This window comes from Pantoea phyllosphaerae (genome assembly GCF_051025595.1).
GTDB lineage: Bacteria > Pseudomonadota > Gammaproteobacteria > Enterobacterales > Enterobacteriaceae > Pantoea.
In genome coordinates, this window is record NZ_JBPFDE010000008.1 from 150644 (window position 1) to 171377 (window position 20734).

General features: G+C 61.1%; 14 protein-coding genes. 8 read left to right on the forward strand and 6 right to left on the reverse strand.

Translation table 11 applies throughout. The features are described from left to right. Window positions 1–191: 191 nt before the first annotated feature. Window positions 192–467, forward strand: a complete 276-nt coding sequence (locus ACR6A7_RS12790) for a hypothetical protein (protein ID WP_434125222.1) — start codon at window positions 192–194, stop codon at window positions 465–467. 487 nt (window positions 468–954) lie between these two features. Beyond that, window positions 955–2274, forward strand: a complete 1320-nt coding sequence (locus tag ACR6A7_RS12795) for an MFS transporter (RefSeq protein WP_434125224.1) — start codon at window positions 955–957, stop codon at window positions 2272–2274. Here the strand turns inward: ACR6A7_RS12795 and ACR6A7_RS12800 are convergent. From ACR6A7_RS12800 to ACR6A7_RS12820, 5 genes are read right to left on the reverse strand one after another with little or no spacing between them, the layout of a single operon-like run. After that, window positions 2271–3248, reverse strand: a complete 978-nt coding sequence (locus ACR6A7_RS12800; protein WP_434125225.1) for a Csu type fimbrial protein — start codon at window positions 3246–3248, stop codon at window positions 2271–2273. The genes ACR6A7_RS12795 and ACR6A7_RS12800 overlap by 4 nt on opposite strands. Beyond that, window positions 3245–5695 (reverse strand): fimbria/pilus outer membrane usher protein, encoded by a 2451-nt coding sequence (locus ACR6A7_RS12805; protein ID WP_434125227.1) that lies wholly within the window; start codon window positions 5693–5695, stop codon window positions 3245–3247. Before ACR6A7_RS12805 ends, ACR6A7_RS12800 begins: the two co-directional genes overlap by 4 nt. Then, complete coding sequence (locus ACR6A7_RS12810; protein WP_434125229.1) at window positions 5696–6385, reverse strand: fimbrial biogenesis chaperone; 690 nt, start codon at window positions 6383–6385, stop codon at window positions 5696–5698. It lies immediately after the preceding gene. A gap of 24 nt (window positions 6386–6409) precedes the next feature. Continuing rightward, window positions 6410–6898, reverse strand: a complete 489-nt coding sequence (locus tag ACR6A7_RS12815; protein ID WP_434125302.1) for a Csu type fimbrial protein — start codon at window positions 6896–6898, stop codon at window positions 6410–6412. A 49-nt stretch (window positions 6899–6947) separates the two neighbouring features. Continuing rightward, window positions 6948–7517 carry a spore coat protein U domain-containing protein gene (locus ACR6A7_RS12820; protein WP_434125231.1) on the reverse strand — a complete coding sequence of 190 codons (570 nt, stop codon included), beginning with the start codon at window positions 7515–7517 and terminating at the stop codon, window positions 6948–6950. Between the two features lie 533 nt (window positions 7518–8050). On the opposite strand from ACR6A7_RS12820, the gene ACR6A7_RS12825 reads away from it, so the two are divergent. The 5 genes from ACR6A7_RS12825 to ACR6A7_RS12845 all read left to right on the forward strand — a co-directional run bounded on the left by ACR6A7_RS12825 (window position 8051) and on the right by ACR6A7_RS12845 (window position 18117). Next, window positions 8051–10096, forward strand: a complete 2046-nt coding sequence (locus ACR6A7_RS12825; protein WP_434125233.1) for a putative bifunctional diguanylate cyclase/phosphodiesterase — start codon at window positions 8051–8053, stop codon at window positions 10094–10096. Window positions 10097–10251: 155 nt separating this feature from the next. Next, complete coding sequence (locus ACR6A7_RS12830; RefSeq protein WP_434125235.1) at window positions 10252–12375, forward strand: putative bifunctional diguanylate cyclase/phosphodiesterase; 2124 nt, start codon at window positions 10252–10254, stop codon at window positions 12373–12375. 148 nt (window positions 12376–12523) lie between these two features. Further along, a complete protein-coding gene (locus tag ACR6A7_RS12835; protein ID WP_434125236.1) occupies window positions 12524–13135 on the forward strand; it encodes a cupin domain-containing protein in 612 nt (203 codons plus the stop codon). A 74-nt stretch (window positions 13136–13209) separates the two neighbouring features. After that, window positions 13210–14934: a bifunctional ornithine lipid synthase OlsF gene (gene olsF / locus ACR6A7_RS12840; RefSeq protein WP_434125237.1), complete on the forward strand. Its 1725-nt coding sequence runs from the start codon at window positions 13210–13212 to the stop codon at window positions 14932–14934. A 321-nt stretch (window positions 14935–15255) separates the two neighbouring features. Next, window positions 15256–18117 (forward strand): EAL domain-containing protein, encoded by a 2862-nt coding sequence (locus ACR6A7_RS12845; RefSeq protein ID WP_434125238.1) that lies wholly within the window; start codon window positions 15256–15258, stop codon window positions 18115–18117. On the opposite strand, the gene ACR6A7_RS12850 is transcribed toward ACR6A7_RS12845, so the two are convergent. Beyond that, window positions 18114–19178: a LacI family DNA-binding transcriptional regulator gene (locus ACR6A7_RS12850; RefSeq protein ID WP_434125239.1), complete on the reverse strand. Its 1065-nt coding sequence runs from the start codon at window positions 19176–19178 to the stop codon at window positions 18114–18116. The genes ACR6A7_RS12845 and ACR6A7_RS12850 overlap by 4 nt on opposite strands. A 238-nt stretch (window positions 19179–19416) precedes the next feature. On the opposite strand from ACR6A7_RS12850, the gene ACR6A7_RS12855 reads away from it, so the two are divergent. Beyond that, window positions 19417–20727: an MFS transporter gene (locus ACR6A7_RS12855; RefSeq protein ID WP_434125240.1), complete on the forward strand. Its 1311-nt coding sequence runs from the start codon at window positions 19417–19419 to the stop codon at window positions 20725–20727. Window positions 20728–20734 lie beyond the last annotated feature (7 nt).

The following is a 20734-nucleotide window of genomic DNA, read 5'->3' on the forward strand; positions in this document are numbered from 1 at the left end:
AGCCCCTTACCGTTAAAGAAGAGACTGTACGCGTATGGCTGCGTTTTAGAGCTGGTGTCTGCTTTGTGCCAGAAGCGGACATTACGAATAAAAATTTTGTGTTGACCTGCGTAGAGAAAACGGGTTTCTGTGTAGATAGCTAAACCTGAGAGCTTAAGCACCTCATCAACTTTCATTGTAAGGGCGACCAGATGCCTGACTACCATTTCTATCAAAAAGGTAAACAGATAGTTGCGTTAGAGAATTATGAAGAAAATCAGTCTGTTAATTTAATTAATCAGGGTTATAAAAAGCAATTTGAAGAGGTTAGTGCAACTACGAAAAAAGGCGCACTCACGCGTCTTTCTCACATTCGTACAGATAATCGTATAGACCAGCGTAACTTTTTAGCAGGTGCTGGCACGATGCCGTTGATAGGCATTATGACGGCTGTCGCCGATTTTCTATTACGAAAAAAAAAGCCTTAACATTGACCAAGTCCGCTCCTCGCTCATAACGGATATCGGCCTGCGTGCCACCCCCCCTTAGCGCCAGTAGCGGTGCTTGCGCCCTGATTATCCTTTACTCTTTTAAAATGTCTTAACTGTGCTGGCGAACCGTTCTGGCTTATCAAGCATCACAAAGTGAAAACTGTCATCGATGCACGTGAAGCGGCTATCAGATGCGGAGGCAGAGGCCCGACGGTAGATCGCCTCGGCGCTGTTTGCCGGTATTTCAGATAAGGTGTCATATGCGTAGACGAACGCCATCTGCGAATTACTCCGGCGTCTGCAGCAGCCAGTCCCGCACAGGGGCGGCGTGCCGCATAGCTGTCATAGGTGAATCCTGCTGCATAATTGCAAGGTTAACTATTTGTTACTCTTGGTTTCATAATTGTAAAGTGCAATGGTGAGCTTAATCACATTATTCGCGCCTCGCTCAGGCTAAAACGGAGAAAAAACGCAGGAAGCCACTATGAGTCACACTCCGTCTTTACAAAAGCCTCAGGGCAGCGCCCGAACTATCTTCAACGTTACCAGCGGTAACTTCCTTGAAATGTATGACTTTATGGTGTTTGGCTACTATGCCACCGCCATTGCGAAAACCTTCTTCCCTGGCGACGATCCATTCGCCTCGCTAATGCTGACCCTGATGACCTTCGGCGCCGGATTCCTGATGCGGCCGTTAGGGGCGATCGTGCTGGGCGCCTATATCGACCACCATGGCCGCCGCAAGGGGCTGCTGCTGACGTTAGGGCTGATGGCGATCGGCACGCTCACTATCGCGCTGGTGCCGGGCTACGCCACGCTGGGCGCCGCCGCGCCGATTCTAATCCTGCTTGGCCGCCTGCTGCAGGGCTTCTCCGCCGGCGTCGAACTGGGCGGCGTCTCCGTCTATCTGGCCGAGGTGGCGCCAAAAGGGCGCAAAGGCTTTTTCGTTAGCTGGCAGTCGGGCAGCCAGCAAATTGCGGTAATCTTCGCCGCGCTGCTCGGTCTGCTGCTTAACCATCTGCTGGCGAAAGAGGCGGTGACGGAGTGGGGCTGGCGTATACCCTTTGTCGTGGGCTGTATGATCGTGCCCTTTCTGTTCTGGGTGCGCCGCATGCTGGGGGAGACCGAAGCCTTCAGCCAGCGCAAACAGCATCCGACCATGCGGCAGATTATGCGTTCGCTGGCGAACAGCTGGGCGCTGGTGCTGGCAGGCATGCTGATGGTGGTCACCACTACCGTGATGTTCTACATGATCACCGCCTTTACGCCCACCTTCGGCAAAACCGTACTGATGATGAGCGATAAAGAGAGCTTTCTGGTGACGCTGTGCGTCGGCCTCTCCAACCTGATCTGGCTGCCGCTAATGGGCGCGCTGTCAGATCGTATCGGCCGCCGCCCGCTGCTGATTACCTTTACGCTGCTGATGATTGTTACTACCTGGCCGGTGCTGCACTGGCTGGTGGGAACGCCAACCTTCGCCCATCTGATGGAGGCGGAGCTCTGGCTCTCGTTCCTCTACGCCAGCTATAACGGCGCGATGGTGGTCTATCTGGCGGAAATCATGCCCGCCGAAGTGCGCGCCTCCGGCTTTTCACTCGCCTACAGCCTGGCGACCGCCTTATTCGGCGGCTTTACGCCCGCCATCTCCAGCTACCTGATCCACGCCACCGGCGACAAAGCGATGCCCGGCGTCTGGCTCACCTTCGCCGCCGTTTGCGGCCTGATCGGCACGCTGCTGATTGGCCGCATGGTCAGGCAGTACCGCGCGCGCCACAGCGGCGCGACCGCTGGCGCCGCTATCTAAAACGACAGGTCCACCACCACGCTGTCCGTGTAGTTCCCTGCGGGCGGCGTGTTTTGCGTGGTGAGGATGCGCGCCGTATAGCTGTAGCCGCGCGTCAGCCCGTCCGCGCTGACGCTGGTGGAGCTGGCGCTGCTGTAGCGCTCGGTGCCGCTCGGCCCCCAGCGGTTGCTGCTGGTTCCCTTGTAAATCTCATAGCTCAGGCGGTTCGCGCCGCTCGCCATCTGACGCTGCGTGCCGCTAACGTAGCTGCCGTTGCTTAATCCCACCGTGTAGGTGCTCCCTTTGCTGCACACCACGTTAATCGTCTGCGACACGGCAGAGAAGCTGCCGACCAGCGGCGCGCTGCCGAAGCTGACATTGGGGGAGGTAATGGTGGTGCAGTCGTTGGTAACCACCATGGTGACGCTAATGGGGATCACGCCGCTGCCGGTCTGCGGCGACAGGCAAAGATTACCGACGCCGACGCTGGTGCAGATGTTATAGGTCACCGCCAGGTTAAGCGTAGAGGTATAGGTGCCGGCGGCCACCGTCTGGCCCGGCACGCTGCGCAGGTAGACCGGAATGGCGAAGTTAAGGCTGCCTAGCAGGCCGGCGAGATTGACCAGCACCGACTGGCTGATGACGTAGGGGGCAGCGCCGATGGTCAGCTCGGTGGCGCAGGCGCTATCGATGCAGAGCCGCACCGGAATATTATCGCTGCCGGTATCGCCGCTGCGCTTGAGCGTGCCGCGCGTGCCGCTGACGTTGGTGGCACCGGTGAGCTGAAAGGTGATCTGGTTATTGCCCAGCAGCGAGAGCGCGGAGCCGGAGCCGCAGTTGACGTTAGCGTTGGTTGACGTCGGCTGCAGCGTGCTGTTGACCACGAAAGTCGACACCGAACCAAAGCTGGCGGTAGAGGCGGGCAGGGCGCAGGCGGCGCGCGACAGCGCCGGGAAAAGCGCCATCAGCGCCAGCAGCAGCAGGATTTTTTTCATGGCGTAATCCCTGAGGTAGAGTTATCGGTACCGGGCGTCGGCGCGCCCGCTGGACGCGGCGGCAGCGGACAGATAATGGGCCCATAGGTTTTCAGCGCCTGCGGCTGGCCGCTGGCGATGGTCAGCTCGGCGTTGCAGGTCCGCCCGTCCGGCGTAGCGACGCGCATCGGGTTGCTGGCGCGCAGGTTTTCCAGCCAGGCGATGCCGTCCCAGCCAACATAGGTGGTCGCCTGGCCCTCGCGCATCACCTGGCTGGAGACCGGCAGCGGCTGGCCGTCGGCATCCTGCAGGATGACGCTGGCGGCGCGCAGCTTCTCCACCGGAAAATGCAGCAGATAGCCGCTCTGGCGTTTCACCGCGAAACGCTGCTCGACGCTGGACGTTGTCATATCGGCGGGCAGATCGAGCGTGTCGATATCGTACTTCGCCGGATAGTAGCTGCTGATCGAGGGCACCAGCAGATAGCCGTTGCGGTCGGTGCGCCCCATCGACTGGTTTTCATAGCGCACGTTGACGTCGGGATAGCTGGTTTTCACCACCACGAAGGCGTCGTTGATGGCGTTGGCGGCGAAGGTCTGGCTGTCCATCAGCACCAGGGAACCGGTGAGATCCGCCCACTGGGTGTTGTAGTCGTCGTCGCCGTAGAAGCCCGCCGAGGTGTCGATTTTGTTATTACGCCAGCGCAGGCTGCCCTGGCGATAGTCGCCGCTGTTGCCGCCCTGGTTGGCCCAGGAGGCGTCCCAGGCGAAGCCGCCGTCGCTCGGCATTGAGCGCGAGAGGTAGAGCCGCTGATTATTCTCGCCCTGCTGGTCGCGCTCCATGCTCACCGAGGCGCTGCCGTGCTCGCCAAACGGGATCACCAGCGAAATCGCGCCGCTCCATGCGCCCTGCTGCTGGTCGCGGCTGGCGGAGACGTAGAGGCTCGAGCTGCCCCACAGGGTTTTGCTCCAGGAGAGATTGAGCAGCCGGGTGTGCAGGCCGTCGCCGCCGCTGATATCGATATAAGCGGCGCCGAGGCTGCCGAACTGGCTCAGCGACAGGCTGGCGTTGTACTGGGCGCTGCGGCGCGCCAGGCTATAGGTGGTATTGCTGGTGTCGCTGTTGCCGGTGCGGCTGCTGAGCAGCGCGAGATTGCCGAAATCGCGGCTGCGCAGAATATGCTGCGTGCCGACGCTGAACCAGCTGTTGTTGTACTGGTAGCCCCAGCTGTACTGGGTGCCGCCCGCGCCGCTCATCTGGCTTTGCGCCGCCGCGCCGTTTAGCACGCCGAAGCTGCCGACGCGAAACATCGCGCCCGCGCCGCCCATCGCCAGACTGTCGCTGCCTTCGGCGTGGGTTTCCAGCGTCAGCCAGTCGGTGGCTCCGTAGCGCAGCGACCCGCTCGCCGCCGCCTCGCCGTAATCGGCATTGCGAATGCCGTAGTTGTTGCGAAACGCCCCAGCGGAAAAAGAGTAGTCGCTCAGGCCCGCTTTCAGCAGCGTGCTGGAGACGTAAAACGGCAGCGTCGTGGTGATCTGACGTCCCACCGCGTCGGTGGTGGTGATCACCGCATCGCCTGCCCCGTTGACGAAAGGCACGTTGGTCAGCGACCAGGGACCCGGCTGCACGTTCGCCTGGCTGGATCGGTAGCCGTTGATAAAGAGATCGACGGTGGAGGGCACCGCCGCCTGGCCGGAGAAGGCGGGCAGCGGATAGGTCACCAGATCGGGCCGCACGCTAAAATCGCGGCCGACCTGTATCCCGCCGAGGCGCACGCTGTTGCTCCAGCTCAGCGCGTCGGTGGTGAGATCGCCGACGCGCCAGCTGATGACGTTGTTCTCATCCTCGCTGCTCCACCAGGTATCGTAGCGGATATAGCCATCCTCCTGCGCGGGGGCAGGGCCCTCTATCTGCTGCTGCCAGACGCCGTTGCTGGAAAACTGGCCGGCGGCACCAAAGAGGCGCAGCTCGTTCCAGGCAGACAGTCGGGTGCCCGCGCGGGTGGTACGCGTGGCGTAGAGATCGTAATTGAACAGCGCGCCGGTGGTGGCGCGGCCAGGATAGCGCGGCCCGTTCTGCGCCTCGCCGATCACCTGGCCGGGGAGCCAGGCGGGCGGCACCGTCAGCAGCAGCCGCTGCCGCCGATCGTCGTAATCCGCTTTTACTCCGGGCCACTGGCTGACGTCGACCTGCTGCGGATCGGGCAATTTCTCCACGGGAATGCCGAGGCGCTGCAGATCGCCGGCGCGCACCAGCAGGCGGCCGTCGCGCCGATCTACCGGCACGATAGCGCCGCTTTCGCGCTGGTTGATCACCAGCTCCAGCATATAGCGCTGACTCTCACCGCTGCTCTCCAGCGACGGCGGCGGCGGCAGCGACGAAAAGGTCTCCGCCAGCGCGGTGACTGGCGTCAGAGAGGCGCAGACGCTGGCCACCGCCAGCGCGCAGGGGGAAAGAGCGCGCGGCATTTAGCGGCCGGGCGCGCTGCGCCACGCGCCGGCGTTGGTCTCTGCCGTCAGCTGGCCGCTGACCGCATTTTTCAGCGGCCAGCGATTTTCGCTGTGCGCCAGCACGTAGCCGAACAGGCCGTCGCCCAGCTTGCGCCCGCCAACGGTAACGTTGCTGAGACGCGCATGGCCGCTGCCGCGATTGGCAATCAGCAGCCAGGACCGGCCGCCTTCGCTCACCTGCTGCCAGCTCAGATCCGGCTTCGCCCCGTCGCGCGTCAGCCCGTCGCCGTAGACGAACAGCGGGACCGAGTAGCGCATCTGAAAATTCAGGCCCGCCTGGTTTTCGCCCGGCGTGCGCGGCGTCGGGATCTCATCGAGCACCACGCGGTACGCCCGCTCCTGGCCCGCGGCGGGCGGTGTCTGCTTAATCAGGCGCACCAGCTGTTTTTTGCCCGGCTCAATGCGCACCAGCGGCGGGCTGGCAACGACGCTCTGCTGCGTGGCGTACTGCTCTTTGCCGCCAACCTGCTGCCAGCTGAAGATACGCACCTGCATCAGCGTGGTGACGCTACCGCGATTTTCCAGCCACAGCTCGCTCGCTTTCTCCTCCGGATTGATGGCGGGATCGATTGGCCAGATCATCAGCGAGTTCGCCGCCTGGGCGCTGGCCGTCAGCAGGAAAACAAAGAACAACAGGGCGCGCATCATCAACTTTCTCCTTTAAGCATGCGGCTACCAGCTCAGCGTCACGGTCAGCGTGTCGGTGTAGACGCCGGCACGCGTCGGACCGGGCAGTTTCAGCAGGCCGTAAATCGGCAACGTAATGTTATTGGCATTGCTGTAGCTCAGCGCGACGGCGCTGTTCACCGGGATCGCGGTGGTAAGGCTGGCGTTGGTATAGAGGGTGTAGGGCACGGTATTGGTATTGCTGGTGTGCTTCAGGTTACGCGTCGTGGTGTAGTTGCTGCCGCCGCTGATGCTCATGCTCAGCGGCGTGCCAGGGGTACAGGCAAGCGTAATGGTGCTGCTCTGCACAAAACTGGTGCTGACGCTGTTGCTGGCGACCCCCGACTGCGAGCCGAAATTAAGCGTGCCAAAGACGCCGGTATTGGTCCCGGAGACGACGCAACCCGCCACAATGGAAGCCGAGACTTGAAACGTGCTGGTGGGCAGGCTCCAGGCGCTAAGACTTCCTGTCAGCAGGGGCAGCGCGCAGATCAGCCCGCGCGTAGTGCGCGGCGCAGCCACCCAAATCCTCCTGACCGCGCGATCAGTAATTCACGGCAACGTTAATGGTGTCGGTATAGGTGCCAGCCGGAATCAGCGGGTTAAATCCGCCGCCCACGACGCGGCCGTAAATCGCGTAGTTGGTGCCCAGCGTTTCATCGGTGGTGCCGCTGGCGGCGATATTGGTGTTATTGGCGATAGCGGTGGTAAAGGCGGCGTCGCTGTAGAGGGTATAGGCGATCCCTTGCGTGTTGTTGGAGCCGAGGATCAGGTAGCGCGGCTGGCCGGAAACCGTGCCGAACACCGTTGCCGGTGCCGCGTTGCTGCTGGTCACCTGCACGTTGTAGGTCTGACCGGTGGTGCAGCGCACGTAGATGCCGTTACCCGAGGCACCGACCAGCGTGGCGTTGAGGGTATCGAAAGTCGCCGCGCTGCTGCCGAAGTTCAGGGTACCGAAGTTGACGCCGGTCGTGGCGGACTGGCCGTTCACCAGGCAGCCGGTGGTCAGCGTCAGGGTAGCGTTGATTGTCCCTGTGGTTGTCGCCGCAAAGGTTACAGCAGGGAGTGCCGAGGTCAGGCCTGCAGCGGCAAACAGAAAAAGCTTGAGTTTCATAATTAATCCTTACCGATTAGTCAGAGTCAGTGCTTTTTCGCCCGGTGATTAATGATGAAAACCAATAAAATCTGGTGACTGCCGCACCGACTAAACCGGAAAGGGCATCTTATTATGAGAATAATCTTAGTTTTGGCTAAGGGATTTTTATAAATTTTACTTAATATAGAGCGGCGCGCAAGCGTCGGGGAAGTAATAGCAAAATTTTTCCTTAATCAATGGATGTTTCAGGCTGATAAACCTGCAATACCAATATGTTGGGTTAAAGAAAAAAAAGCAAAGCTCCGGGTGTTTTGCCCTCTACCGCCGCCTCATCAACAGTGATATGTTCATACATTAATCAGGCCCAGTTACCCTTTCAGTTACTATGCCAGGAAAAGTCTCAATCACGCCCCGCTAGCGTCGGAACCGCGCTGAACGATCCTGAAAATAACAAACTGCACGGCTGACCACCTTTTTATCCGACTGTTTTTTAAAATATTTGTTGATTACGACACAGTGCCTGCCCACAGGTGGACTGTGGGGAGTTGCACATGCTGTTGGTCACCTGGGATAGCGTCCTGGTCAGCGTTTCGCTGATGGTCGCTTTTATCGCCGCGTTTACTGCGCTGGACACGGCAGGGCGCGTCGCGGTGTCGCACGGCTGGATGGCGCGTCTATGGCTGCTGGCTGGCGGCATGGCGATGGGCATCGGCATCTGGGCGATGCACTTTATCGGCATGCTGGCGATGATGATGCCAACGCGCTACGACATGCGCCTGACGGTGCTGTCGCTGCTGGCAGCCTGCGTTGCCTGTATGCTGGCGTTCGCGCAGATCCGACACGGGCATTTTAGCCGGCGACGCTGGCTGGCGGGCAGCGCCATGCTCGGCAGCGGCATCGTGGCGATGCACTATACCGGCATGCATGCGCTGCTGATTTCGCCCGCGCCGCACTGGCGCTTTTCGCTGGTGGCGCTCTCTGTCGTTATCGCTTACCTCGCCTCCGCCGCCGCGCTCTGGCTGGCGTTTTGTCTGCGCCAGGGCGAAAAATATCTGCTGATGAGGCGCGCGCTCGGTGCGCTGGTGATGGGCATCGCCGTCGCTGGCATGCACTACACCGGCATGGCGGCGGCGCAGTTCGACCGCCACAGCATGCCGATGGCGCAGGGCGTTAGCGGCCAGGGGCTGGCGGTGTGGGTCGCGCTCGGCACCCTCTCAATCCTCGGTTTTACGCTGCTCGCCTCAATGCTGGACGCCCAGCTGCGCGCCTCGCGTCTGGCGCAGCGCCTTAATCAGGCGAATCAGGAGCTGCATCAGCTGGCGATGCACGACAATCTCACCGCGCTGCCCAATCGCGTGATGCTGGAGCAGCGGCTGGACGCTGCGCTCAGTCAGACAACGCGCGATACGGCGGGCTTTACCCTGATGTATATGGATCTCGACGGCTTCAAGGCGGTCAATGACACCTGGGGCCACTTCGTCGGCGATCGCCTGCTGATCGTGGTCGCCGACCGGCTGCACCGCCAGCTCAGCGACGACAGTACGCTGCTGGTGCGCCTCGGCGGTGATGAGTTTGTGCTGCTGGCGCAGGGCAATGAGGGCCGTCAGGCGGCGGCGCTGGCGCAGCGGCTGGTCAACACCATAGACGAGCCCTTTGAGCTGGATCGCTACCTGCTGCGCGTCTCGCTCAGCGTGGGCGTCGCGCTCTACCCGCAGCACGGCCTCAGCAAGCAGGAGCTGATGTTCAACGCCGATTCGGCGATGTACCACATCAAGCAGAGCGGGCGTAACGGCTACTGCCTGTACGAACCGGCGATGAGCGCCAGCGCGCAGCATCAGCTGGCGCTGGCCAACGACCTGTGGCAGGCGCTGGAGCGTCAGGAGATGCTGCTGTTCTACCAGCCGAAGTTCCGCTCCAGCAGCAGCGAACTGATCGGCTTTGAAGCGCTGCTGCGCTGGCAGCACCCGACGCGCGGCCTGCTGATGCCCGATGTTTTTCTGCCGCGGGCCGAGAAGACCGGGCAGATTGTCGCGCTGGGCAACTGGGTCATTAACGAAGCCTGCCGCCAGCTCAAGCAGTGGCACAGCAACGGCCATCCGCACTGGACGGTCTCCGTTAACCTTTCTGCCCTGCAGTTTCACCAGCGCGATCTGCTGGAGACGGTGCGTCAGGCGCTGCTGCGCCATCAGCTGCCGGGCTATTCGCTGACGCTGGAGATTACCGAAAGCATCGCGATGCGCGATCCGCAGTTTAGCCAGCAGCGCATCAGCGAACTGCAAAAAATCGAGGTCAGAGTGGCGATCGATAATTTCGGCATCGGCTACGCCAATCTGCTGCACCTGAAGCACCTTGACGCCAGCGAGCTAAAAATCGATCGCAGCTTTATCAACAGCCTGCGCGCCGACAGCCAGGACGCCACCGTGGTGAGCGCGATGCTGGCGCTGGCGCAAACGCTGAACCTGCAGATGGTGGCGGAAGGGGTTGAAACCGAAGAGCAGCAGACGCTGCTGACCCGCCTCGGCTTTGACGCTTTGCAGGGCTACCTGCTGGGCAAACCCACGCCCGCCGATCGCATCGCCGACTTCGCCACCGTCTGACGATTGATTTTAACGCTTGCAGGCATCGGAAGCTTTTATGGTGGCAGGCTAATTCCCCTCCGCCTTTTGCCGATAACCTGAGCGAATAATTCATCCTTGTGACTTTTTCATTACAACACTATGGCTGCAATTTTGCGCTTTAACGGGACTTCACTATGTTAGTGACCTCATACGATTCGTTTACCGTCATCGTTTCCATTCTCGTCGCGATGCTGGCGTCCTTTACCGCGCTGGATATGGCGGGCCGCGTCGCCACCTCGACAGGAAAAGTCGCGCTGATATGGCTGTTCGGCGGCGGTTTTGCCATGGGCGTCGGCATCTGGGCGATGCACTTTATCGGTATGCTGTCGATGACCATGGAGATGGTGATGAGCTACGACGCGTCGCTCACCGGCGTCTCAATGGCGATTGCCGTTATCGCGTCTGTTTTCGCGCTCTGGCTGGTCTGTCAGGGGGAGCTGCCGCTGAAAAAACTGCTGGGCGGCGCGCTGGTGCTGGGCAGCGGCGTGGTGGCGATGCACTACACCGGCATGGCGGCGCTGATGTTTTCGCCCGGCATTAGCTGGAACTGGAGCTGGATTGCGCTCTCGGTGGTGATTGCGCTGGTAGCGTCGGGCGCGGCGCTGTGGCTGGCGTTCAACCTGCGCGACGGCACCACCGGCCGCACCACGCTGCTGCGCGTCGGCGCCTCGGTAGTGATGGGCTGCGCCATCGCGGGCATGCACTATACCGGCATGGCGGCGGCCAGCTTTCCGGCGCACAGTCACGCCAGCACGATGGGCGTCAACAGCAACTGGCTGGCGATTCTGGTGACGGTAGTGACGCTGGCGATCCTCGGCATTACGCTGCTGGTGTCGATGCTCGACGCGCGCATGCAGGCGCGCACCGCCATTCTGGCGCGCTCGCTGGCGGAGGCGAACCGCGAACTGGCGCAGCTGGCGCTGCACGACAACCTGACGCGCCTGCCGAACCGCATTCTGCTGGAAGATCGCCTGGAGCAGGCGATCAATAAAGCCAATCGCGAACGCACTCAGTTTGCGCTGATGTTTATGGATCTCGACGGCTTCAAGGCGGTCAACGACGCCTTTGGCCACCACGTCGGCGACAACCTGCTGATCGCCGTTAGCGAGCGCATGAGCGAGCAGATGAAGGGCTACTACACCCTGGCGCGCATGGGCGGCGATGAGTTTGTGCTGCTGATTGAGATCAACGATCCCAACGACGCCGCGACGGTGGCGGACTCGCTGGTAAAGGCTATCGAGCGTCCGTTCGAGATCTCCCGCTACGAGCTGATGGTGTCGCTGAGCATCGGCATCGCCGTCTACCCCGGCGACGGCAATAACGAGCGCGAGCTGATGTTTAACGCCGACGCCGCCATGTACCACACCAAGAACAACGGCCGCAACGGGCATCACTTCTTCCAGCCCTCGATGAATACCCTGGCGCAGAGCCAGCTTCAGCTGAATAACGACCTGTGGCACGCCCTGGAAAATCAGGAGCTGCGGCTGTTTTACCAGCCGAAATATTGCGCGCCGCGCGGCCCGATTATCGGCTTTGAAGCGCTGCTGCGCTGGCAGCATCCGACGCGCGGCCTGCTGACGCCCGACATCTTCCTGCCGCTGGCGGAGAAGACCGGTATGATCCTCACTATCGGCTGTTGGGTGATCAATGAAGCCTGTCGCCAGCTGCATGAATGGCGCCAGCAGGGGCATACTCACTGGTCGGTGGCGGTCAATCTGTCGGCGCTGCAGTTTGAGCAGAGCAATCTGGTGGAGACGGTGACCGAGGCGCTGGCGGCGCACACCATTCCGCCCGAGCTGCTGACGCTGGAGGTGACGGAAACCACCGCGATGCGCAATCCGGACGAAAGCGTGCGCATCCTGACCGAGCTGACGCGGCTGGGTGTCAAAGCCTCAATTGATGATTTTGGAACCGGCTATTCAAGCCTGCTCTATCTTAAGCGCCTGCCCGCCAACGAGCTCAAGATTGACCGCGCGTTCATCAACGAGCTGCAGCATCAGAGCGAAGATGCCACCATCGTTTCCGCCATCGTCGCGCTGGCGCAGTCGCTGGATCTCAAAGTGGTAGCGGAAGGAGTAGAGACCGCCGAGCAGCAGGCTTTTTTAACCGGCCTGGGCTGCCATACCCTGCAGGGATATCTGCTGGGCAAGCCTGTTCCGCCGGAAAAGGTCGAACAGCTGCCCAATTTCGCCTTAGAACCGGAACAGGAAAAAGGGGTTTTGTCGTCGCCGGCGCTCAGCGCGGCGCTGCCGGGATAAGCTGACCGCACAAAGTAACAGGATTGTTGCTTTGTTATTTGTGTTTGGTTAGCAAAATCATGCTTTTATAGCGGATCTGCTGGCGAGCGCACATTGCAACAGCCCGCAGGTTTGCCACAATGAGTGGAAAGCTACCCGGAGAACCTGTATGACTGCCTCTTCTTCCAGTCTGTTGTTGCTGATGTCCTTCGCGGCGGGCACCTTTGCCGCTGGCTCGTCAAATAATCCGCAGCATCTGATGCTCGCCAGCCCGTCGGGCGGCGTGCCCAACAATCCTCTGCCCCTTATTATCTGGCCGCGCGTGGCGCTGGATGAATTACCGGAGGAGGAGGAGGAACCCGATCTCGCCGGCTGGTTCGAGCAAACTTTTGCGCGCAACGGCTGGCCGCCCTCATGGCGTTACGACATTTTTCCCTATACCCACTACCACCCTAATACGCATGAGCTGCTGGGCGTGGCGCAGGGCTGGGCGGAAATCCTGTTTGGCGGCGATACCGGCCGTATGGTGACCCTGCGTGCGGGCGATGCGGTGCTGATCCCGGCGGGCGTCGGCCATAAGCAGGTCTATGCCAGCGAGGACTTTATGGTGGTCGGCGCCTACCCGGAAGGCTTTGCGCCGGAGACCAACCGCGATGAGCCGGCAAAACTGCAGGCGGCGGAAGAGCAGGTTAAGCAGGTGCCGCTGCCGACGCGCGATCCCTTTACCGGCACAGCAGGCGCGCTGACCGAGATCTGGACGCCGATCGCCGACCATTTCTGACCTGCACCGCGTCATAAATTTGAAAACATCCCACCTTATTTTTGGCGTCATCATCGTCGAAAATAAGGCGCGTTATGTTCTCTGTCGATCAGGTTGTCGAACGCTTCTGGCCGCAGGCTCAGCCCGCAGGCTGGCAGCGTCGGGTGCTGCGCTGGGCGCTGCATGAGGAGGAATTTCAGCGCTTCGCCGCGCGCTATCCGCATCTGAAAGGGCTCGATATGGTCGAGCAGATACTGGAGCACCTCGATGTGCGCTGCGAGCTGAGCGAGCGCGATCTGGAGCAGATCCCGTCACGTGGGCCGGTGGTAATCATCGCCAACCATCCGCTGGGCGCGCTCGACGGACTGGCGCTGCTGTCGGCGGTGGCGCAGGTGCGGCGCGATGTGAAAATCGTCGCCAACCGCATGCTGATGATGCTGGAACCGCTCAGTACGCTGATGCTGCCGGTGGACAACATGGGCAACCGCACCAGCCGCGACCAGCTCCAGCGTATGCAGCAGCACCTTAGCAACGATGGGGTGCTGATTATTTTCCCGGCGGGCGAAGTCTCGCGCCTCAGCAGCCGCGGCGTGCGCGATGGCCGCTGGCATCACACCTTTCTGCGCCTGGCGGCGCGCGCCCGTGCGCCGCTGGTGCCGGTTTTCGTCGACGGGCGCAACAGCAGCCTGTTCTACGCGGCGGCTAAAATCGCCCAGCCGCTGGCGCTGCTGATGCTGGTGCGCGAGATGTTCCGCCAGCGCGGCTCGCGCATCAAGCTGCATATCGGCGCGCAGATCCCTTTCGCCCACTGGCATGATGGCCATACGCCGGGCAGAGCGCTGGCGAAGCGGCTGCGCAAACACCTCTATCGCATCGGCCAGCAGCGTCCCGGCCTGTTCCAGACGGAAAAAGCGATTGCGCGCGCCGAAGATCGCGGTGAGCTGAAGCGGGCGCTGCGCGAGAGCGAGCATCTCGGCACCACCGGCGACGGCAAGCAGATCTACCTGTGGCGGCGTAACGGGGCGACCTGGGTGCCACTGCTGCGCGAGCTGGGAAGATTGCGGGAGATCGCTTTTCGCGCGGTAGGCGAGGGCAGCGGCGGCCGCCGCGACCTGGATAACTACGACGATGACTATTACCACCTGATCCTGTGGGACGATGCGCAGCTGGAGATTGTCGGCGCCTATCGCTTTATTCCCGGCGACGAGCAGCTCGCCAGGCGCGGACTGGAAGGCTTTTACAGCCACAGCCTGTTCCACTACGACGCGCGCATGATGCCGATTTTGCAGCAGAGCATCGAGCTGGGCCGCAGCTTTATTCAGCCCGCCTATTGGGGCAAGCGCGGGCTCGACTACCTTTGGCTCGGCATCGGCGCCTATTTAGCGCGTTATCCGCAGACGCGCTACCTGTTCGGCCCGGTCTCTATCTCCGGCGGCATGCCGCTGGCGGCGCGCGATCTGCTGGTGGCCTTCTACCGCCTCTATTTTCCCACCGGGCTGCCGCTGGCGACGTCGCGCCAGCCTTATCCCGCTTCGCTGCCGGACGTGCTGGCGCAGTTTAGCGGCGACGATTACCAGGCGGATCTGCGCAGGCTCAAGCTGCTGCTGAGCAACCTTGGCTGCGCCATCCCGACGCTCTATAAGCAATATTCCGAGCTGTGCGAGCCCGGCGGCGTGCAGTTTATCGATTTCGGCTGCGATCCCGACTTCAATCACTGCATCGACGGGCTGGTGCTGGTGGATCTGACGCGGCTAAAAGCGTCGCGCTACGAGCGCTATATCGCGGTGCATCAGCAAGCGACGCAGCAGGCGTCAGGCTAAAACAGGCGTCGCAGGTCGGCACCTGACGCCGCACCGCCGTAGCGCGCTGTCCGACGCCATTAAGCCCGGCTTTAGTGTCGGGCTTTGCGTGCATTTTGATTTTTAACTGCTTATCCTTCACCGCCAAATTTCCTGCATTACCATAAGCGCATTTACAGTTGAACATTTTCTCGCCTCTGCCGATAACTCACCTACTAACTTTCGTATTCCGCGCATTTATTCTTGTCAAAGCAGGTGGATTCCGATGTAGTCGAGTCGTCATTAAGACCATTCTTAAATTTTTGGGGCAATTTCAGACAGCGCAGCAACAGGCTAATAACAATGGATAAAAATGCTGATGTTATGTATCGGTTACTGGTACAGAGCGTGATCGATTACGCCATCTATATGCTGAAACCAGACGGCACGGTCGCTAACTGGAACGCGGGCGCGCAGCGGGCGAAAGGCTACACGCCGGATGAGATTGTAGGTAAGCATTTTTCGCTGTTTTACAGCGAAAGCGACCGCGAAAAGGGCGTGCCGCAGCGCGGTCTGGAGACCGCCGCCCGCACGGGCAGCTTTGAAACCGAAGGCTGGCGCTACCGCAAAGATGGCAGCGCATTCTGGGCCCATGTGGTTATCGACGCCATTCGCGACCCGCACGGCGAGCTGATCGGCTTCGCCAAGATTACGCGCGACTGCACCGAGCAGCAGGCGCAGCAGCGTAAAGAGCGCGAGCAGGAAGCGCGCTTCCGCCTGCTGGTGGAAGGCGTCACCGACTACGCCATCTATATGCTGGATCACGATGGGCTGGTGGTGAACTGGAACGCTGGCGCGCAGCGCGCCAAAGGCTATGTGGCGGAAGAGATCGTCGGCCAGCACTTCTCCCGCTTCTACAGCGCCCGGGATCGACAGGCGCATATCCCGGAAAAAAACCTGCAAACGGCGTATCGCACCGGCCGTTTCGAAGACGAGGGCTGGCGCTACCGCAAAGACGGCAGCGCCTTCTGGGCGCACGTCATTATTGACGCAGTGCGCGACGACGGTGGCAAGCTGATCGGCTATGCCAAAATTACGCGCGACTGCACCGAACAGCAGGCAATGCTGCGCGCGCAGCGCGAGCAGGAGCAGCGCTTCCGCCTGCTGGTAGAAGGCGTGACCGACTATGCTATCTATATGCTGGATCTGCAGGGCTGCGTGGTGAACTGGAACGCCGGGGCGCAGCGCGCCAAAGGCTACCTTGCCGAAGAGATTGTCGGAGAGCATTTCTCCCTATTTTACAGCGCGCAGGAGCGCCTGCTGGGCGCGCCGGACGCTAACCTGGCGATTGCGCTGGCAAACGGCCGCTTCGAAGATGAAGGCTGGCGCTACCGCAAAGACGGCAGCGCCTTCTGGGCGCACGTGGTGATTGACGCCATCCATAACGACGAAGGACGGCTGATCGGCTTCGCCAAAATCACCCGCGACATTACCGAACGCCGTGAGCAGGAGCAGAAGCTGCTGCGCGCCAAAGATCTGGCCGAAGCGCAGAGCGCGAAAATGTCGGCGCTGTCGAAATTCCTCGACAATATCATTGCCAATATTCCCTCCTGCGTGGTGGTGGAAGATGCCATTACGCGCGAAATCCTGCTGGTTAACGACCGGTCGGAAAAGCTGTTCGGCATCTCGAAGGCGCTACTGGTCAACAGAAAGCCGCATGAATGCATGTCGGCCGAACTCAGCGACTACTTCAACAGCCTGGCGGATATCGCGCTGCGCAGCGAAGGCGTCCACCAGCGCGAACAGCAGCTGCTTACCGCCAGCGGCGAACGCATCCTGAACACCCGCGCCACCATCATTCGCGGTCAGGACGCGCGCCAGAACTACATTATGCTGCTCGTCGAGGATGTGACCGACAAGCGCGCCGCCGACGCGCGCATCCACCATATGGCGCATCACGACAACCTCACCAGCCTGCCGAACCGTATTCTGTTTCGTCAGCGGCTGAGCGAGGCGCTGCGCGGCGATCCTCAGAACGGCCGATACACCGCCACGCTCTGCCTGGATCTCGACAACTTTAAGAACGTTAACGACGCGCTTGGCCACCAGATCGGCGACGAACTGCTGCGTGCGGTGGCTAAACGCCTGCGCGCCGCGCTGCGCGACTGCGACACGCTGGCGCGCATCGGCGGCGACGAGTTCGCCATCGTGCTGCCCGCTGTCGGCAGCGAGGAAGAGGCGGCGCTGGTCGCCCAGCGGCTGATTGAGGCGATACGGCCGCCGGTCAATATCGAAGGCCATAACCTGAGCGTCGGCCTCAGCGTCGGCATCGCCCTGAGCGCGACCCTCACCAACACGCCGGAGCAGATGCTGCGCTGCGCCGATATGGCGCTCTATGAGGCCAAACGCAACGGGCGCAACCGTTACGAGCACTTTACGCTGGAAATGGACAACGTGGCGCGCAGCCGCCGTGCAATCGAGAACGATCTGCGCGAGGCGATCGGCAGCAAGCAGCTCAAGCTCTATTACCAGCCGATTACCGACGGCGAAGCGGTGCAGTCGATTATCGGCTACGAGGCGCTGATGCGCTGGCACCATCCGGTGAAAGGGCTGATTATGCCGAACGACTTTATTCCCATCGCGGAAGAGAGCGGGCTGATCCATATGCTTGGCGCCTATGCGCTGTTCGAAGCCTGTCGCGAGGCGACCACCTGGGAAGGCAAGCAGTCGGTGTCGGTCAACCTGTCGCCGCTGCAGTTTAAAAACAGCTCGCTGGTCTCGGTGGTGGAGGCTGCGCTGCGCGACTCCGGGCTGGAGCCGAGCCGGCTGGAGGTGGAGATCACCGAGTCGGTGCTGCTCGACGACTCGCTCGGCAATATCCGCACGCTGGAGAGCCTGAAGAAACTCGGCGTGCAGATCGCGCTGGACGACTTCGGCACCGGCTACTCGTCGCTCAGCTATCTGCGCTCTTTTCCCTTCGACAAGATCAAAATCGACAAATCCTTTATCAGCGATATGGGCGACAGCCGCGAGGCGCTGGCGATTATCCGCGCCATTACCGGCATGAGCCGCAGCCTGGATATTCAGATCACCGCCGAAGGGGTGGAGAGCAGCGAGCAGTTCGCGAAGCTGCGCGAAGAGGGCTGCACCCTGTTCCAGGGCTACTACTTTGGCCGTCCGCAGCCGTCGGAGCTGCGGCTGAAGGCGCTCTCCGATCCGAGCTAATCGTAGAGGCCGTGCTGCTGCACCGGCGCGTGGCTGAGGTTGTCGCGGATGCGGCGCACCGACTCGCGCACCACCAGCTTGCCGTGCAGCAGCAGAGTGCCGGGCAGCGTCTGCGCGTTCAGGCGCATGCTCTGCACCATGCGCACCGCCTCTGCGCCCAGCTCGTCGCGCGGCACCTGCACGGAGGTGAGCGGAATATCGTGAATGGCGGCGAGATTGAAGCCGTCCATGCTCATCACCGACACATCCTGCGGCACGCGCAGCCCGGCCTGCTGCAGCGCCTCCACCGCGCCAGCGGCGATATAGTCGCCGCTGGCCAGGATCGCGGTAGGGCGCTGGGTGCGGGGGCAGTGCTTCAGGTATTCGCTCAGTCTCTCCGCCGCCTCGATCCGGCTAAAGCTGGTGAGCGTCAGCAGATGCTGGCGGCTGTCGAAGCGCAGATTCATTGCGTGCCAGGCGTCGCGCACGCCCTGCAGACGCTGCTCCATGGTGTAGCGGCGCAGGCAGTGCAGCGACAAAATCTGGCGGTGCCCCTGCTCAAACAGATAGCGGGCGGCGCTTTCGCCAATCAGCTGATGATGCGGTGAGACCGAAGAGAGCCGCATGCGGCGATCCCTCGCGTTGATCAACACACAGGGCTTAGCGATCTCCGCCGCGAGCTGGTGGATATGATCGTCATCGATCCCAACCAGCAGCGCGGCGTCGGTTTGCTGCATCTTCTCCAGAAACAGCGACGTGTCGCTCTCATTCTCCTCCAGCGCGCAGTAGCGCAAACGCACCTCGTGCGGGGCGATCGCCTGCGCAATGCCCTGGATCACCTTGTAGTAAAAGATATCGCTGCGCACGTCGAACGCGCGCGGCGGCGCGAACACCATCAAGTTATTCAGCAGCAGGCGGCCGCTGTGCAGGTTATCCAGCACGCCCTGCTGCTGCGCCACCGCCAGCACTTTATCGCGCGTGCTGGCGCGGGTATTGGCTTTGCCGGCCAGCACGCGCGATACGGTGCTGATCGAGACGCCGCTCAGCGCCGCAATTTCGCTGATTTTCAGCCTTTGTTTCATTTTGTGATCGTCCTCAAATCTGCTGATGAAAAAATTTTCATTGCGTGCTGAATCGCGTCAGATAAGGCAGAGAAGCCGCTTTAAACGCGCTAAAAAGTTTGCCATGAAAAGAGTTGCAAAAAAGAGGCTATACCGATGTTTCGCGCTTTTTTAAGGTGCCAGACAGGTTCACGCAGTACGCCGAAGGGCGGTGTGAAGGATCAAACCGGCCGTTAAAAGCCTGCACAGGAGCTGACAAATGAGCGTTGAATCAACGACTAAGCCAATCGGCGCCGCGCGAACGCTGCGCGCCGTAAAAAATCTCCGCTGGTGGATGCTGGGACTCTTTCTGCTGGGCGTGACGGTAAACTACGTGACGCGCAACTCGCTCGGCATTCTGGCACCGGAGCTGAAAACCAGCCTCAATATGAGTACCGAGCACTACTCCTGGGTGGTGGCGGCGTTTCAGCTCGCCTATACCCTGTTCCAGCCGCTCTGCGGCTGGCTGATCGACGTCATTGGCCTGAAGATGGGCTTCCTGATCTGCGCGCTTATCTGGTCGGTGACCTGTCTGCTGCACGCCGGCGCGGGAAGCTGGCTGCATCTGGCGCTGCTGCGCTTTGTAATGGGGGCATCGGAGGCGGCGGCGACGCCCGCCAACGCCAAGGCGATCGGCGACTGGTTCCCGAAAAAAGAGCGTCCGGTCGCCGCAGGCTGGGCGGGCGTCGGCTTTTCGGTCGGCGCGATGCTGGCGCCGCCGATCATCTATGTGGCGCATATTAGCTTCGGCTGGCAGGGGGCGTTTCTGCTCACCGGCGGCCTGGGGCTGCTGTGGGTCAGCCTCTGGTGGTGGGGCTACCAGTCGCCAGAAAAGCATGCCCGCCTTTCTGACGAAGAGCGCGCCTGGATTACGCAGGACAACGAAGCCGTGGGTGAAAAGCTGCCGTTCTTTCAGGCGCTGAAAACCATCGGCAAAGAGAAGAAGTTTTACGGCATCGCCATTCCGGCGTTTCTCGCCGAGCCCGCCTGGGCGGTACTGAGCTTCTGGGTGCCGCTCTATCTGGCTAACGAGCGCGGCATGGATCTTAAGCAGATTGTGATGTTCGCCTGGCTGCCGTTTCTCGCCGCCGATCTCGGCAGCGTCGCCAGCGGCTACCTGACCAAAATCTATGTGAAGTGGTTCGGCCTGACGCGCGTTAACTCTATCGTCGCCAGCTCGATCACCGGCGCTGTGCTGATGATCTCGCTGGCGCTAATGACCCTGGTAAAAGATCCCTATCTGGCGATCGCTCTGATCTCGATCGGCGGCTTCGGTCATCAGGTGATCTCCTGCATGCTCAGCGCGCTGGTAGTGGAGCGTTTTGATCGTCGCCAGATGGCCACGGTTAACGGCATGCGCGGATCCTGCGCCTGGATCGCCAGCTTTATCTTCTCTCTGATTATCGGCGTCACCGCCGACACCATTGGTTTTAATCCGCTGTTCGTCGCCATGGGCTTTTTCGACCTGGTGGGCGCGATTTTCCTGGTGATGTTTATCGCCGAACGTCGTCAGCGCAGCACGGAACAATAAGGACACC